At 32.1% G+C, this 13,882-nt stretch carries 20 protein-coding genes; all 20 read left to right on the forward strand.

Translation table 11 applies throughout. The features are described 5' to 3' along the window. Nucleotides 1-6: 6 nt before the first annotated feature. Entirely contained in the window at nucleotides 7-1,017 is a 1,011-nt protein-coding gene (locus DFR79_RS05615) for a type II secretion system F family protein (RefSeq protein WP_279512867.1), read from the forward strand. Nucleotides 1,018-1,114: 97 nt separating this feature from the next. After that, nucleotides 1,115-1,558 carry a type II secretion system protein gene (locus DFR79_RS05620; protein WP_133514517.1) on the forward strand — a complete coding sequence of 148 codons (444 nt, stop codon included), beginning with the start codon at nucleotides 1,115-1,117 and terminating at the stop codon, nucleotides 1,556-1,558. A gap of 4 nt (nucleotides 1,559-1,562) precedes the next feature. After that, the gene (locus DFR79_RS05625; protein WP_133514518.1) at nucleotides 1,563-2,045 is read left to right on the forward strand and encodes a pilus assembly FimT family protein; all 483 of its coding nucleotides are present in this window, start codon (nucleotides 1,563-1,565) and stop codon (nucleotides 2,043-2,045) included. Next, a complete protein-coding gene (locus tag DFR79_RS05630; protein WP_133514519.1) occupies nucleotides 2,035-2,445 on the forward strand; it encodes a prepilin-type N-terminal cleavage/methylation domain-containing protein in 411 nt (136 codons plus the stop codon). Before DFR79_RS05625 ends, DFR79_RS05630 begins: the two co-directional genes overlap by 11 nt. Next, a complete protein-coding gene (locus DFR79_RS05635; protein ID WP_133514520.1) occupies nucleotides 2,417-2,926 on the forward strand; it encodes a type II secretion system protein in 510 nt (169 codons plus the stop codon). Before DFR79_RS05630 ends, DFR79_RS05635 begins: the two co-directional genes overlap by 29 nt. 33 nt (nucleotides 2,927-2,959) lie before the next feature. After that, nucleotides 2,960-3,343, forward strand: a complete 384-nt coding sequence (locus DFR79_RS05640) for a hypothetical protein (protein WP_133514521.1) — start codon at nucleotides 2,960-2,962, stop codon at nucleotides 3,341-3,343. Between the two features lies 1 nt (nucleotide 3,344). After that, nucleotides 3,345-4,088, forward strand: a complete 744-nt coding sequence (locus DFR79_RS05645; protein ID WP_133514522.1) for a hypothetical protein — start codon at nucleotides 3,345-3,347, stop codon at nucleotides 4,086-4,088. Next, the gene (locus DFR79_RS05650; RefSeq protein ID WP_133514523.1) at nucleotides 4,079-4,543 is read left to right on the forward strand and encodes a hypothetical protein; all 465 of its coding nucleotides are present in this window, start codon (nucleotides 4,079-4,081) and stop codon (nucleotides 4,541-4,543) included. The genes DFR79_RS05645 and DFR79_RS05650 overlap by 10 nt, the downstream gene beginning before the upstream one ends. Nucleotides 4,544-4,556: 13 nt before the next feature. Beyond that, nucleotides 4,557-5,024 carry a hypothetical protein gene (locus tag DFR79_RS05655; RefSeq protein ID WP_133514524.1) on the forward strand — a complete coding sequence of 156 codons (468 nt, stop codon included), beginning with the start codon at nucleotides 4,557-4,559 and terminating at the stop codon, nucleotides 5,022-5,024. Next, on the forward strand, nucleotides 5,017-5,775 hold the full coding sequence (locus tag DFR79_RS05660) for a hypothetical protein (RefSeq protein ID WP_133514525.1): 759 nt from the start codon (nucleotides 5,017-5,019) through the stop codon (nucleotides 5,773-5,775). The genes DFR79_RS05655 and DFR79_RS05660 overlap by 8 nt, the downstream gene beginning before the upstream one ends. Continuing rightward, nucleotides 5,762-7,087 carry a type II and III secretion system protein gene (locus tag DFR79_RS05665; protein WP_133514526.1) on the forward strand — a complete coding sequence of 442 codons (1,326 nt, stop codon included), beginning with the start codon at nucleotides 5,762-5,764 and terminating at the stop codon, nucleotides 7,085-7,087. The genes DFR79_RS05660 and DFR79_RS05665 overlap by 14 nt, the downstream gene beginning before the upstream one ends. A gap of 86 nt (nucleotides 7,088-7,173) precedes the next feature. After that, on the forward strand, nucleotides 7,174-8,775 hold the full coding sequence (gene aroB / locus DFR79_RS05670) for a 3-dehydroquinate synthase (protein ID WP_133514527.1): 1,602 nt from the start codon (nucleotides 7,174-7,176) through the stop codon (nucleotides 8,773-8,775). Continuing rightward, nucleotides 8,757-9,203: a type II 3-dehydroquinate dehydratase gene (gene aroQ, locus DFR79_RS05675; RefSeq protein WP_133514528.1), complete on the forward strand. Its 447-nt coding sequence runs from the start codon at nucleotides 8,757-8,759 to the stop codon at nucleotides 9,201-9,203. The genes aroB and aroQ overlap by 19 nt, the downstream gene beginning before the upstream one ends. After that, nucleotides 9,203-10,270: a M24 family metallopeptidase gene (locus DFR79_RS05680; RefSeq protein ID WP_133514529.1), complete on the forward strand. Its 1,068-nt coding sequence runs from the start codon at nucleotides 9,203-9,205 to the stop codon at nucleotides 10,268-10,270. Before aroQ ends, DFR79_RS05680 begins: the two co-directional genes overlap by 1 nt. Nucleotides 10,271-10,408: 138 nt before the next feature. Next, nucleotides 10,409-10,972 carry an elongation factor P gene (efp, locus tag DFR79_RS05685; protein WP_133514530.1) on the forward strand — a complete coding sequence of 188 codons (564 nt, stop codon included), beginning with the start codon at nucleotides 10,409-10,411 and terminating at the stop codon, nucleotides 10,970-10,972. Nucleotides 10,973-11,018: 46 nt separating this feature from the next. Further along, entirely contained in the window at nucleotides 11,019-12,146 is a 1,128-nt protein-coding gene (locus tag DFR79_RS05690; protein WP_133514531.1) for an NAD(P)/FAD-dependent oxidoreductase, read from the forward strand. Nucleotides 12,147-12,177: 31 nt separating this feature from the next. Beyond that, nucleotides 12,178-12,630 (forward strand): Asp23/Gls24 family envelope stress response protein, encoded by a 453-nt coding sequence (locus DFR79_RS05695; RefSeq protein WP_208107500.1) that lies wholly within the window; start codon nucleotides 12,178-12,180, stop codon nucleotides 12,628-12,630. A 33-nt stretch (nucleotides 12,631-12,663) separates the two neighbouring features. Continuing rightward, on the forward strand, nucleotides 12,664-13,203 hold the full coding sequence (gene amaP / locus DFR79_RS05700; protein WP_133514532.1) for an alkaline shock response membrane anchor protein AmaP: 540 nt from the start codon (nucleotides 12,664-12,666) through the stop codon (nucleotides 13,201-13,203). Nucleotides 13,204-13,216: 13 nt separating this feature from the next. After that, nucleotides 13,217-13,453, forward strand: coding sequence for a DUF2273 domain-containing protein (locus DFR79_RS05705; protein WP_133514533.1), 237 nt, complete (start codon nucleotides 13,217-13,219; stop codon nucleotides 13,451-13,453). 24 nt (nucleotides 13,454-13,477) lie between these two features. Continuing rightward, nucleotides 13,478-13,879 carry a transcription antitermination factor NusB gene (gene nusB, locus DFR79_RS05710; RefSeq protein ID WP_133514534.1) on the forward strand — a complete coding sequence of 134 codons (402 nt, stop codon included), beginning with the start codon at nucleotides 13,478-13,480 and terminating at the stop codon, nucleotides 13,877-13,879. Nucleotides 13,880-13,882 lie beyond the last annotated feature (3 nt).

Raw genomic sequence — 13,882 nt, forward strand, 5'->3', positions numbered from 1 at the left:
TTCGATTTGAAATTTTTTGCATCCCAGCTGGGGATAATGCTTAAATCGGGTTTGAATTTAAACCGTTCCCTAATTATTATTTCCAGACAAACTAGAAACAGGGAAGAGAAAGAAATATACAGTGGATTACTAAAAAATATAGAATCTGGTTTAAGCCTGGCTGAAGCCTTAAAAGAAGAAGATGTTTTTACTGATCTCTTTACTGCAGTAGTTAAAGCTGGTGAAGAAAGCGGCACTCTGGTCGAAGTTTTAGCAAGTCTGGAAATATATTATGGCAGTAAAGAGGATATAAAAAAAGAAATAAAAAAAGCATCATTTTATCCTTTAACAGTTATTAGTACCATATTTCTGGCAGCAGCCTTTATTTTTAAATTCACTTTGCCGGTATTTATAGATCTATTTGCCGAATTTAATGGAGAACTGCCGCTGATTACCAGGATATTTTTGAAGCTGAGTTTAATCTTTAATAATTACTTCATTTTAATTATAGTTTTCATAATATTATTAATTATATTACTATTTTCAGTTTTTAAGAGTAATAAACGAAATGACTTAAAAAGTAGATTTTTATTAAAAGTTCCACTAATTTCAGTTATCTATCGGGATTTAATCTTGGCTCAGATGGCAACTTACCTATCTCTGCTGCTAAAAAGCGGGTTAAAATTAATTTCTGCTCTGGAACTTTTAAAAAATATTATAAGTGATCATCAATATCAAAATTTTATTAAAAAAACAGCTTTAAATATTTCAAAAGGGGCTTCTTTAACAGAATGTTTTGATGATAGTAGATATATCCCAAACCTTTTTTACTATCTTATAATGACTGGAGAAGAGACAGCCCGGATGGAGACCATGTTGGAGAGAGCAGGTGATTATTATTCGAAAAAATTAAAAAATGAAATTGCTAAAATGCTGCAGTATTTAGAGCCTTTTTTAATAACATTAACTGCAATTTTTGTTGCTTTACTTGCTGCAGCAGTAATGATGCCCATGTTTCAGATTTATTTAATTATTTAAAACTTTTAATTGGATTAAAATAATAGAATCAGCTTGAGTTTTATATAATTAATTCAATTTAAAGTAAATGGAAAACAAAACAGAAAGGAATTTATTAATGAGAAAAGATGCTAAAAAATGTAGTGAAAACTTTGTCAACCATGAGCTTGGTTTTACCCTGATAGAACTTTTAATTGTAATTGTAGTTCTGGGTATTTTAATGTCAATGGCAGTTCCAGCGTTAAGCGGAGTTAAAAATAAGGCTGATACAGCTGTTGCTAAAGCTGATTTACACAATATTATGCAGAGCCTGGAAATGTACTATCTGGACCACGGAGAATATCCAGGTCAGAGTACTAAAGGTGATTTGAGCTCAATTAGTGGAGAATTAGAGGAGCTGAGTATTAAAAATGAGCCAGCAGATTACAGTTATCAGACTGATACTGATACAGGGGCAGAAAAATATATAATAATTTATGAGGCTGACTCTGATGAATTCTATTATATTTCTACTGATCAATCAGCCTTAACTGGTCCGGAAACCACAGAACCCACATTATAGATTAATGAAAAATAACAGGGGTTTTACTTTAATTGAGGTTTTACTTGTTATTACAATTATGGGAATTTTATTTACAGTCAGCTATCGCCCACAGTTAAAAAATAATTTTCAAATTGAGCAGGAAATTGAATGCCTGGCAGCAGACCTGCGGTGGGCCAGAAATAAAGCAATTCTGGATAGTCAAACCTATATCTTTCGCATCTATACAGTTAAAGAAAACAGCGGCGACAATAAAATCCCCTATTATTTTTATATTAAAGAAGCTGGACAAAAAATTATTAAGAGAAAAGGTTACTATTCTTCCAGTTTAATTCTCTATAAAACATTAAGCTTTAAGATTGTAGATGATGAATACTATGAGTGGATTAGATTTAATAATACGGCAACGGCAAGGGGAGGAACAGTAGCTCTAGCAGAGGCACAGGTGGGAGCAAAAAAATATTCAATTACAGTCAATCAATTAGGGAGGGTTAGAATTGAAAAATAATGCAGGATTTTCTCTACTGGAAGTTATTATTACAATCTCATTAGCAGGAGCTGTTCTGGCAGTAATGAGTAGGACCATAAAAACTGGACTGGAAGTTCATACTTTTTTGGCAGATAAAAATGCAGCAGTTAATTGGACCGAGTCTGTTCTGGAGGCCTATAAAAATAGAAATATGCTTGACGAAGGTGTCGAAGATAGTGGGGATGATTTTATAAGAAATCTGGAATTACTGGAAAGAGAATCTTTGCCCAGAGACTATGAGATGACAAGGGTTGAAGTGATTCCATATGAGAAAGAAGGGATTCGCTATGACGGCTTATACCAACTAAAGGTGGAAGTAGATTTTAAATGCAGGGATAAGGAGCATCATAATGAAATGCTTGCTTTACTGCAGAGGTAAATTAAACTCGGAAAAGGGATTTACCCTGCTGGAAATGCTTTTGGTGATAACTATTTCTTCTCTGCTGGCTGTAATTTTTCTGCAGTTAATTTTAACTCTCTATCAAAATAACAACTTTTTTAACCTACAGAATGCCTGGCAGCTTGATGCCTACCTTGCAGTTGATTTTATAACAGCACAAATTAAAAATTCAAAAAAAGTTGAAGTTATCAGCAGAGAGGAAATAAATATTTTTACTTATTATGATCAGGATTATCAGTGGTTAAAATTTTCTCTGTATCAGAGTGGAGGAAGTAATGCTCTGGGTCGTTCGATTGGTAGTTCAGATCTGGCAAACAAAGATTTCGGAAGAAATCTATCTCTGCTCGATAAAATTGAAAATCTAAGTTTTAAAATTGTGGAACCAGGGCTGCTGAAAATAACTATTTATCTAGTCGAGGACCAAAAAAAGTTAACTGTAAGTAGATTGGTTAAAATTTAGGCTATTCAAATAATAAAAAAGCAGGTAAAAATAATGAATATAGAAAAAAATAGTGGCTATGTTTTATTTATAAATTTAATCTTAATTACTCTAATTGGCTTATTTATTCCGCTTTTGATTCAGCAGCAGAAACTTAATTATAGAATATTAAATAATAGAATTACTGCTGCTCAAAATAAAGAGGCGGTTGAGTCAGCACTGCAGTATCAACTATATTTTTTAAGAAAAGATAATTTGTTGTTGAATGAAGAGCTAAATTTTAGTCAAAAAAGAAAAGTAAAGATTGAAGGGAAGGAGGATGATAATTTTATTTATTTAACTGCTGAGTTAGATTCTGAAATTTCGTATAAGGCTGAAATGAAACTGAAAAAAGATAGTTTAAAAATAGTTAATAAAATAATATACAGGAGTGAGTAAAATGTTTAATAATTATTATTCTATAACAATCCCTTATGAAAACAAACTGAGAAACCTTGTAGTTAGAGAAAAGGATAATCAAATTAATTTTGTAGATGGAATTAATGAACTCTCTTCTATCGGAAAAATAAAGAAGTTTAATTTTAACTGCCAGTATGTTGTGCTGCTGCCGGCTGCTTCTTTATTCTATCACTCGGTGGCCCTGGAAGAAAAGAATCCTTATCGGATTAGTGAGGATAATATTTTAAGTAAATTTGCTGAAGTTAAAGAGAATTTTGAAGAAGAGTTTTACTATGATTATTTAGAAATTGTATCTGAGCAGACTCAGGAGAGAGAAATTAAATTTTTTGCAGCTGATAAAGAAATTCTGGATCCGCTGACAGAAGATATGGAAAAATACAAAAATAATTACCTGGTTTCTGCTTTACCTGTAGCTGTTTTTTCTGTAATTAATAAACTTGTAGCTGCTAAAAACTATCTTCTCTATTATAAGATCAATAATTGCTATACACTGCTGACAGCTGTAGATAAAAAACTTGATTTACTGCAGTCCTCAATTGGAGAGGAACAGCTAGCACAGGAATTGGAAAAAAGCCAAAAATACTATCTGAACAATAAAGGAATTGAGCTGGAAGTGCTGGAAGGAAAAAGTGACTTGCTTAAGCTGGGTGAAATGATAGAATTAAAAGCTGATGATTTTGTTTTCTTAACTTCGATGCTCTGGAGTATCAGTAGATGTCAGTGATTTTTAAAGAAAAACACTATGATCATTTATTGATTTTAGTTAATAATCTTTTAATTATAATCTTATTGTTGGTTATTTTGCTAACTGCCTTTAATTTTCTGATCGAAAATAAAGTTGAGTTTTTAAAATCTGATTGGGTACTGTTAAAAGAAGAAGCAACAAAATATAGATCTTTAATAGATAATTCAGCATTACTGCAGAAGGAAACTGAAGGAAAAACAAATAAGTATAATTTTTTAATTTCTCTTGCCAATTATGCAGATAACTTAAGCTATAATTCGCTGCAGTTAAAAAATGATGTGCTTTATTTAAAGGCAGTTACAAACCAGCAGAAAAAAATTTTTGCTTTGATTGAAGCATTAGAAAAAGATCATAAATTTATTGAGGTAGACTTAATTAATATTAATCAAAGAGATAGTTACTATTTTGAGCTTGAAATACTGATGGAGCAGTAATGAGGTGGAAAAAATGACTATTAAACAAACAAAATTATTTAAAATTTCTTTAATCTTTTTACTGCTCTTTCTATTAATAGTTCAGGGGCTAAAAAGTAAAGAAATACTAAAAGAAAAAGAGCTGCTGCAGCTTGAAATTTTAGAACAGCAGAGACAGAATTATAATTTAAAAAATAAATATTCTACCAGGATTAGTACTAATAATTCCAGAGGTAAAAATAAGTTATTAAATATCAAAGAACAAACTGCTGTGATTTTAGCTGAGGCAACAGCATATAATTTAGTACTTATCGACTTCAGTAGTACAGAAACTGAATTAAATTTAAATCTTAAAGGTAACTTTCACTCAATTTTAAACTTTATCTTTTATTTAGAAAACAGTGTTGAAGATTTAAAAATTATAGAGTTTAAAATCAAAAAAAATCAGGATACACTTTTCTTCTATGTCAGGCTAAAAAGTGAGCTGGTGGACAATGATTGAAAAAGAAAAAAAGAAAAAACTGCTATTAGTTTTTCTGCTGGTAGTTATGTGCTTAATTTTATTTTCCAGCTATATTAAAACTACAGAAATAGAATTGAGCTCAATTTTTGGTCAAAACAATGAATCAAAGCAAAAAGAACTGCTTTTTGAAACTGATAATGAAATAAAAAAAGAAGTGATAGAACCAAAAAGGGATATCAGTAAGAATAAAAATGATTTAACTGTTAAGCCGGAGAAAAAAAATAAAATAGAAACTATTGCTTTAACTAAAGAAATCAAAGATCCTTTTAAAAATGATCAAAGTGTTAATGATTTAGCTGAAGAAAAAAATGAAAACAGGAGCGGAAACACAATAAATAAGACAGAAGAATTAGTATTTTTAGAAAAAAATATGATTGCAGATAATTTGAGTTCTTCAACTCAAATTAAAGAAAAAATGACTGAGTCAAAAAAGGAAATTCCAGAAAAATCATCTCTGCCAGCTGCTGCAAACAAAGAAAAAATTATGAGAGCAGACAGACGGAGACTTAGTAATATTCAACTTCCCTTTAGACTGATTGGTATTATTAAAAATAGTACTAATTCTTCTGCTCTTTTTCTATATGAGGGACAGACGCTCTTAAAAAGAGAAAACGAAAGCATTGATGTTTTTAAGATAGAAAAGATTAAGAATAATAACTTGACTATAAGCTATCAAAAAGAGGAAAGGATAATCTACCTCTGGAAGGAGAAAAATAATGAAAATTATTAAGCAGTTTTTGCAGATATCAATTTTAGTTATAATTTTTCTTTTGCTATCTGCTTTTGTTAGAGCTGAAACTGCAGCTAAAAACGAATTAATTTCAATCAACTTAAGAGATGTAGAATTGGAAACAGCCCTGATTATGCTGGCTAATACAGCTGATAAAAATCTCATTTGTGATAGTGCAGTTACAGGAAAAATTACTGTTATTTTTAATGATATAGTTTTTCGAAACGCACTAGATTTAATAACTGATAGTTTTAATTTAGATTACACCTTTGAGAATGAAATAATCTATGTTTCCACAGAGGAAAAACTGGCAGCTAAAAATAAAAAAATTATCAGTAAAAACTATAAACTGAAATATTTAAGTTCTGAAGCAGCTGCAAAAATTCTATATAATAACTTTAAAGAAATAAAAATCATTGATTTAAATAGTGAAGGCTTAATTATAAGTGGCAGCAAAAAAGATTTAAGAAAAATTGATAAAATAATAGTTCAAATTGACCAGCCCCAGAAACAGGTGATGATTAAAGCAAGAGTTGAAGAAATTAGCAGAAGCAAAATTAAAGAATTGGGAATAAACCCCAACCAGCTCTCAGAGTTAAAAATAATAAAAAATGATTCTGGTAAAATAGAAAAATTAAGCCCCGGCTGGCCGGATACACTTAAAGCCTTAAATGAAAAAGGGTTATCTAATATTCTGGCAAATCCAAGTTTAATGACCCTGGACAGGAAAAAAGCAAAACTTGTAATTGGTGATCAAATTCCGGTTAAATTAGAAAGAATTGAAGCAGAGCAGACGGTTTCTACAATCAGTTATATTGAAGCGGGTATTGTGTTAGAATTTTTACCCAGGATTTTAAATGAAAATCAGATACTTCTGGAAATTAAACCTTCTGTTAACAGTCTTGGACAGGTGCTGGCAGATGGTTTGCCGGCAGTAAATTCTCGCAGTGCTGAAACTACAGTCATTCTGGAAAACGGAGAAACCCTGGCAATTGGCGGTTTAATTAAAAAAGATGAACTAAAAACTATTAAAGAAGTTCCAATTCTGGCTGATCTGCCGCTGCTGGGTAAATTATTTTCAGCAGCAGAGAATACTGAGATAGAAACTGAGCTGATTATTTTTATCACCCCCGAAATTATAAAGAGTAATAAACAAATAAAACAGCAAAAGAAGTTAACAGATTCTCAGAGTGATAAAAATAAAAAAATCGAACTCAAAAAAGAGGAGATTGGAGGGGAAAAGAAGAATAAAAATAATAGAGAGTTTAAATCATTAACTGAGCAGGAATTAAAAGAAATTTTAGAGAAATAGCAGGATATTTAAAGTTTATAGAGAATTTTAATTCAGGGGAAACCCTGAATTTTCTTTTAGCAGTGAGTATTTGAGGAGGCAAATTAGTGAAAATTGTATTAACAGGATTTATGACTGCAGGAAAGACCACAGTTGGTAAAATTATTGCTGATAAAAAAAATTTAAGTTTTTATGATAGTGATAATTTAATTGAAGCAAGAGAAAAAATGAGCATTCAAGATATTTTTGCGGTTAAAGGAGAAGAGTATTTTCGGGAAATTGAAAAGGAAGTCATTGCGGAACTTTTAGATTCAGATGAGGATCTAGTTTTGGCTCCAGGTGGTGGTGCAGTTTTAAATGATGAGCTGAGAAAACTAATGCTGGAAAAAGCCGAAAATTTTTGTCTTGATGTCAGTCCGGAAGAGGTTTTAAGAAGAAATGAAAAAGAAGATATAATCAGACCTCTGCTGGAGGTGGATAATCCTCTGGCTAAAATAAATTCTCTTATCGAAGAAAGAAAAAAATATTATCAAAATATTCCAGTTCATTTTGATAGTGATCAGTATTCAGCTGCTGAAATTGCTGATTTGATTTTAGCTGAACTTCCGGATCAAAAATTGAAAATTGAAATTAAAGCTCAGGATTCTAATTATCCGGTGCTAATTGATAAATCTTTCAAAAAAAGTAGTTTTAATAAAATTTTAGAGAAAATAAAGGGCCGTAAAGTTTTTTTGCTGGCAGATCGAGTTGTCATGAAAAACCATGCAGAACCTATAATTTCTTTAATTAAAGATAATTCTGAATTGGTTAGTTTAGAGCTGGAAGCTGGTGAGCAGATTAAGGATCTTAAATATCTTGAAAAAGCCTATAACATTCTTTATGAGAATAATTTTACCCGATCTGACTATGTAATTGCCTTTGGCGGTGGTACAATTGGTGATCTGGGAGGCTTAATTGCTTCAACTTATTTAAGAGGACTGAAACTTATCCAGATGCCGACAACTTTAATTTCACAATTGGACAGCAGTGTGGGTGGAAAAACAGCAGTTAATTTTAGAGATACTAAAAATTTGATTGGTACTTTTTATCAGGCAGAAATTGTATATTATCAGCTCCAGTGGCTGGATACTTTAGAAATGAGAGAAATCAAATCCGGACTGGGAGAAGTTATTAAATATGCAATTTTAGGTGGCAGCCCTCTCTTTGAAATTTTAAAAGAAAATAAAGAAAAGATACTTAACTTAGATAAAGATATTCTGCTGCAGATATCCAAAATTTCTCTGCAGATGAAAGATTATTATGTAAGTGAAGATGTTAAAGATAAAGGATTAAGAAAAAAATTAAATTTAGGCCACAGTTTTGGACATGCAGTAGAGGGGGCAGAAAAATTCAAATATAAACATGGTGAGGCAGTTGTAATGGGAATTGCTTTTACAGCTTTTTTATCTCATACAATTGGAGATCTAAACCAGAAAGATTTTGAGCAGATTATTGATCTGATTGAAGATTTTGAATATCAGCTTTTTCCTTCAGAAGACATTGAAGCAGCAGAACTTGCTTCTTATATAGCTCATGATAAAAAAATAAGTGATAATAAGATGTGGTGGGTTTTAATTAATGCTCCTGGTAATACGTATTTAAGTGATAGATTTGATCATAAAAATATTCAAAAATATATGGAGGAATACTTATGCAAAAAGTGGCTGTAATTCATGGACCTAATTTGAATATGCTTGGATTAAGAGAACCAGAAATTTATGGAACAACTAACTTAGAAATGTTGAATAATGATTTAAGAAAAAAGGCAGATGAATTAAATATAAATATAGAAATAATGCAGAGTAATCATGAAGGAGAAATTGTTGATTTTTTACATCAGAACTACGAAAATCTAGCAGGAATAGTGATTAATCCTGGTGGGTTGACTCATACAAGTGTGGTTTTAAGAGATGCATTAGCTTCTGTACGGCTGCCGGTTATTGAAGTACATATCAGCAACATTCATCGTCGGGAAGAATTTAGAAAAAAATCAATTACAGCTGAAGCAGCAGTTGGACAGATTACAGGTCTTGGAGTTTATGGTTATCTTTTAGCCTTAGAGGGCTTAAAAGATCTGTTTAGAAAGGAGAAATATTAATGGAAAAAAGAATTAATAGACTTAGAGAAATATTAAAAGAAAAGAATATTGAATCTTTTTTAGTCACCAAAAAGGAAAATGTACGCTATTTAAGTCAGTTTACCGGGACAGCTGGTAAACTTTTAATAACCCAGAGTGACAGCGTTTTCATTACTGATTTTCGCTATCTTGAACAGGCAGCAAAACAGACAGATGGTTGTGTGATTGAGGAAATTAGCAGTAATTTTATTGATGGTTTTGCTGAACTATTAAAAAGGAAAAACATAAGAAATTTAAGTTTTGAAAGTCAGGATCTGAATGTTAAAACCTACCACAAATTTAAAGAAAAATTAGATTTAGATTCTCTGAATCCAGTTGAATCTATGGTTGAAAAGTTAAGAATGATCAAAGATCAAAATGAGATTAATAAAATTAAAAAAGCGGTAGAAATTGCTGATCTAGGGTTTCAATTTCTGCTTGATTTTATCGAGCCAGGTAAAACTGAAAGAGAAATTTCGCTGGAACTTGAATTTTTTATGAAAAGAAAAGGTGGAGAGGCAAATGCCTTTGATTTTATTACAGCTTCTGGAAGAAGAGGTGCTCTTCCTCACGGTGTTGCCTCAACTAAAAAAATTGAAAAGGGTGATCTGGTAACAATTGATTTTGGCACGGTTTTTCAGGGATATCATTCTGATATCACCAGAACAATTGCAGTAGGTGAACCTTCGCAAAAATTAAAAGAAATTTATGAAATTGTTTTAAATGCACAAAAAAAAGTTATTGCAGAAATTAAAGCCGGTATGAGCTGTGTTGAAGCAGATAAAATTGCCAGAGACTTAATTGCAGAAGCGGGTTATGGAGATAACTTTGGTCATGGTCTGGGTCATGGTATTGGGCTTGAGATTCATGAGGGACCCAGAGTTTCCTATACCTCCGAAGATAGTTTAAAATCAGGGATGGTTGTTACCGATGAACCGGGCATTTATGTTTCTGGACTCGGGGGAGTTCGAATTGAAGATGACCTTTTAATTACCGAAGAGGGATGTCAAGTTTTAAATACTGCTCCTAAAGAACTAATAATCTTATAATTAGATTTCTAAAAAAGATTTTTAAACTTTCATTCTCTCTGCTTGTGTCTCTTATAGGCTGATAGGCTGATAATTTGTTTAAAATGTTGATTTCTGCTATAATTGAACTGCAGTAATAAAATAGTGGAGGTGCTTAAAATGATTTCAACAAATGATTTTAATACAGGTTTAACAATAGAGCTGGATGGAGATGTATATCAGGTAATTGAGTTTCAGCATTCAAAATCCGGCAGAGGAAGTGCATTTGTTAGAACAAAATTACGCAATGTTGAAGAAGGCTACACAATCAACAAAACTTTTAAGGCAGGAGAAAAGGTAGAAACTGCCCATGTTGAAAAAAAGAAAATGCAGTTTTTATACTGGGATGGCAGTGATTATATATTTATGGACAATGATACATATGAACAATTCCATCTAAGTGAAGAACAGCTTGGTGATAAGGTTAAATATTTAAAAGAAAATATGGAACTTGACATTGCAGTTTATCAGGGACGTCCGATTGATATAGAACTCCCAACTTTTGTTGAATTGAAAGTTGAGGATACTCAACCAAATATTCGCGGAAATACTGTCTCTGGTGGTAGTAAACCGGCGACTATGGAAACGGGGCTTGTAGTTCAGGTTCCTTTATTTATTGAAGAAGGCGATATACTTAAAATAGACAGCAGAAGTAACGAATATGTAGAAAGAGTAAGCAGTTAAATACTGACTTTTAATTGAGATCATACATTAGGAGGGAGTTGACTAGATGAACTATTTAATCATTGGAGCTTGTGCAGCAGGTGTTTCTGCAGCAAAAGAAATCTTAAAAAACAGAAAACCCGATGATCAGATTTCTATTTTTACTGATGAAAATTATCCATTTTATTATCGTCCCCGCCTGATAGAATGTTTATCAGGGGAAGTTGAGGTAGAAGATATTATTATAAATGATCAACAGTGGTTTGAAGATAATAATATTGATTTACATCTTGATGAAAAAATTATTAAAATTGATGCTGAAAACAAAAAAATTATGAGTGAAAATGATCAATATAATTATGATAAATTATTGCTGGCAAATGGTTCTCACTGCTTTGTACCTCCGTTTTCTGGTGTAGAACTGGAAAATATCTTTACTTTGAGGACAGCAGCTGATTTAAAGACAATTAATCGAGCTGCTGAAAAAGCAAAAAAAGCTGTAGTTGTAGGTGGTGGACTATTGGGACTGGAGATTGCCTATAACTTTGCCAAAGCTGGTCTGGACACAACTGTTTTAGAGGTGGCACCTTATCTGCTGCCAATGCAGCTTGATAAAAAGGGTGGAGACTTACTGGAGCAAAAACTTAAGCAGAATAATGTTAAAGTAATTACAGATGCCAGCACTAATGGCTTTGAAGGACAGAAAAATGTAGAAAGAGTTGTTTTAGAGGATCAGACTATTGAAGCAGATCTTGTTTTAATATCAACTGGAGTACGCTGTAATAATGGCCTGGCTGAAAATCTTCAAATTGATCAGAATAGAGGCATTATAGTAGACAGTAAAATGCAGACCTCAAATCCTGATATTTATGCTGCAGGTGATGTAGCAGAATTTGATAATAATGTTTATGGGATCTGGCCACCTGCTTTAGCTCAGGGTAGAATTGCGGGAAAAGTTATGAGTGGGGAAGAAGCTGAATTTAAAGGTTATGTACCTTCTCATAAACTAAAAGTTGCCGGTATTAATGTTGTTTCTCTGGGAGAGTTAAATAAGGATGGAGAATACGAAGAAGAAATACTGGTGGAGAATGATACTTATGTTAAAGTTATTAAAGATAATGGAGAAAAAATTGGAGCTTTAATTGTTGGTCAGTATTCAGAGCAAAATCAAATTTTGGCTGATGTTAAAAGATGATTTTTTAACTAAACAAAAAGGAGGGTGAATTATGAGTGAAGAAAAAATTAAAGATATTGAAGAGGAGAAAGTGGAAGTAGAAAAAGAAGAAGAAAATGATGAGGGAAGCATTAAAATTGCGGATGAAGTCGTAGGTATTATTACCGGACTGGCTGCAACCGAAATTGATGGGGTCGCCGGAATGAGCGGCGGAATTGCCGGCGGAATTGCTGATATGCTTGGTAGAAAAAGCTTAAGTAAAGGTGTTAAAGTTGAAGTTAGCGATGAAACTGCAACAGTTGATGTTTATGTGATTATTAATTATGGTAATTCAATACCAGATGTAGCCTGGAAAATTCAGGATAATGTTAAACAGGCAATTGAAGGAATGACTGGTTTAAATGTTAAGGCTGTTAATGTTCATGTCCAGGGAGTTAATTTTCCGGAAGAGGAAAAAGAAGAACCCGAAAAAAATGAAGTAGAGGAAGTAGAAGACAAAGAATAAATTATTCTTTGAAAAATGATTGGAGGTTAAGCTATGAAGATTATACAAAATATATGTTCCTTTTTAATTGCTTTAATTCTTATCGTTTTAACAATAACTCTTTCTCTATATAGTTTTGGACTTTTATCAGCGAACTTTATTCCTGATCTAATTTCCAGTAGCTATAACAGCTGGCAGGCAGCAGTTGTGTATTTAGTATTTTTGTTGATGGCTCTTTTTGTAATCTATCCGTATTTTACAGATAGAAAATTTAAATCAACAAGACTGCTGAGTTCAGAATCCGGTGATATTACAATTACAATTTCTGCTCTTTCAAATTTAATTAAAGATAGAATTAGAGAAAAAGAAAAATTTGATGATATAAAAGTTAAATTAGAAGAGCAGGAAGAAGGACTAAAAATTGTTTTAAGTGGTAAGCTAACAGTACCGGGTGATTTACCTGCTATTAGTGAGAATATACAGCATGATCTTAAAAGCTATATAAAACAAACTACTGGGATTCAGGTGGCAAAGGTTCAGATCAGGATTGATGATGTTAAAAAAGAAAATAAACTGCCCGAAAATGTAGAATGAGGTGGTCTATAAAATGGATAAAAATCAATTTAAGGAAGAGTTATCTCAATTTATATACCTGAATCGCAGAAAAATTTGCGGAGCATTAATTGGTCTAATTATAGGGGTTTTAATCCTGACTGTTGGGTTTTTTAAAACTTTACTGCTCTGCTTAACTACTTTGGTCGGGTATTATTTTGGGGCTCGCTGGCGTTTTGAAGAAGATTTAAAAGATTTTATAATAAGAATCATTCCAGATAGATTTAAATAGAGTTAGAAATGAGGTATTTTCTTTATGCAAAAAGTTTCGAGACACAAACAGAGAGTCTGGGTGCTGCAGATACTTTATGGTCTGGACATCCGAAAAAAGCTTGATCTTGAAAATTCAAAAAAAAGCTACAGCAATTTTATTGCCGAAAAAGGTGTACTGGAAGAAAATTTATATGCAGAAGAACTTTTAGAAGGTATAATTATGGAGTTGGAACTGCTTGATGCACAAATTGATCAATATGCAATTAACTGGAATATTGAAAGAATGCCTGCAATTGACAGAAATATTTTAAGAATTGCTGCTTATGAGATTCAACATGATATTCCTGTCAAAGTTGCGATCAATGAAGCAGTAAAAATTGCCAAAAAGTATGCAGATGACAGTTCACCATCATTTATCAATGGAATACTATCTAAATTTGCTTAAAAG

The sequence above is a fragment of the Halanaerobium saccharolyticum genome, from assembly GCF_004362045.1.
GTDB classification, from domain to species: domain Bacteria; phylum Bacillota; class Halanaerobiia; order Halanaerobiales; family Halanaerobiaceae; genus Halanaerobium; species Halanaerobium saccharolyticum_C.

Excerpts from the sequence above, each read along its gene's own strand:
- DFR79_RS05705 (WP_133514533.1), top strand. The coding sequence starts at position 13,217 with ATGGATAAAAATCAATTTAAGGAAGAGTTATCTCAATTTATATACCTG.
- DFR79_RS05620 (WP_133514517.1), top strand. The coding sequence starts at position 1,115 with ATGAGAAAAGATGCTAAAAAATGTAGTGAAAACTTTGTCAACCATGAG.
- nusB (WP_133514534.1), top strand. The coding sequence starts at position 13,478 with ATGCAAAAAGTTTCGAGACACAAACAGAGAGTCTGGGTGCTGCAGATA.
- DFR79_RS05660 (WP_133514525.1), top strand. The coding sequence starts at position 5,017 with ATGATTGAAAAAGAAAAAAAGAAAAAACTGCTATTAGTTTTTCTGCTG.
- DFR79_RS05680 (WP_133514529.1), top strand. The coding sequence starts at position 9,203 with ATGGAAAAAAGAATTAATAGACTTAGAGAAATATTAAAAGAAAAGAAT.
- DFR79_RS05655 (WP_133514524.1), top strand. The coding sequence starts at position 4,557 with ATGACTATTAAACAAACAAAATTATTTAAAATTTCTTTAATCTTTTTA.
- DFR79_RS05645 (WP_133514522.1), top strand. The coding sequence starts at position 3,345 with ATGTTTAATAATTATTATTCTATAACAATCCCTTATGAAAACAAACTG.
- DFR79_RS05635 (WP_133514520.1), top strand. The coding sequence starts at position 2,417 with ATGAAATGCTTGCTTTACTGCAGAGGTAAATTAAACTCGGAAAAGGGA.
- amaP (WP_133514532.1), top strand. The coding sequence starts at position 12,664 with ATGAAGATTATACAAAATATATGTTCCTTTTTAATTGCTTTAATTCTT.
- DFR79_RS05625 (WP_133514518.1), top strand. The coding sequence starts at position 1,563 with ATGAAAAATAACAGGGGTTTTACTTTAATTGAGGTTTTACTTGTTATT.
- DFR79_RS05695 (WP_208107500.1), top strand. The coding sequence starts at position 12,178 with ATGAGTGAAGAAAAAATTAAAGATATTGAAGAGGAGAAAGTGGAAGTA.
- DFR79_RS05640 (WP_133514521.1), top strand. The coding sequence starts at position 2,960 with ATGAATATAGAAAAAAATAGTGGCTATGTTTTATTTATAAATTTAATC.
- aroQ (WP_133514528.1), top strand. The coding sequence starts at position 8,757 with ATGCAAAAAGTGGCTGTAATTCATGGACCTAATTTGAATATGCTTGGA.
- efp (WP_133514530.1), top strand. The coding sequence starts at position 10,409 with ATGATTTCAACAAATGATTTTAATACAGGTTTAACAATAGAGCTGGAT.
- DFR79_RS05650 (WP_133514523.1), top strand. The coding sequence starts at position 4,079 with ATGTCAGTGATTTTTAAAGAAAAACACTATGATCATTTATTGATTTTA.
- DFR79_RS05690 (WP_133514531.1), top strand. The coding sequence starts at position 11,019 with ATGAACTATTTAATCATTGGAGCTTGTGCAGCAGGTGTTTCTGCAGCA.
- DFR79_RS05665 (WP_133514526.1), top strand. The coding sequence starts at position 5,762 with ATGAAAATTATTAAGCAGTTTTTGCAGATATCAATTTTAGTTATAATT.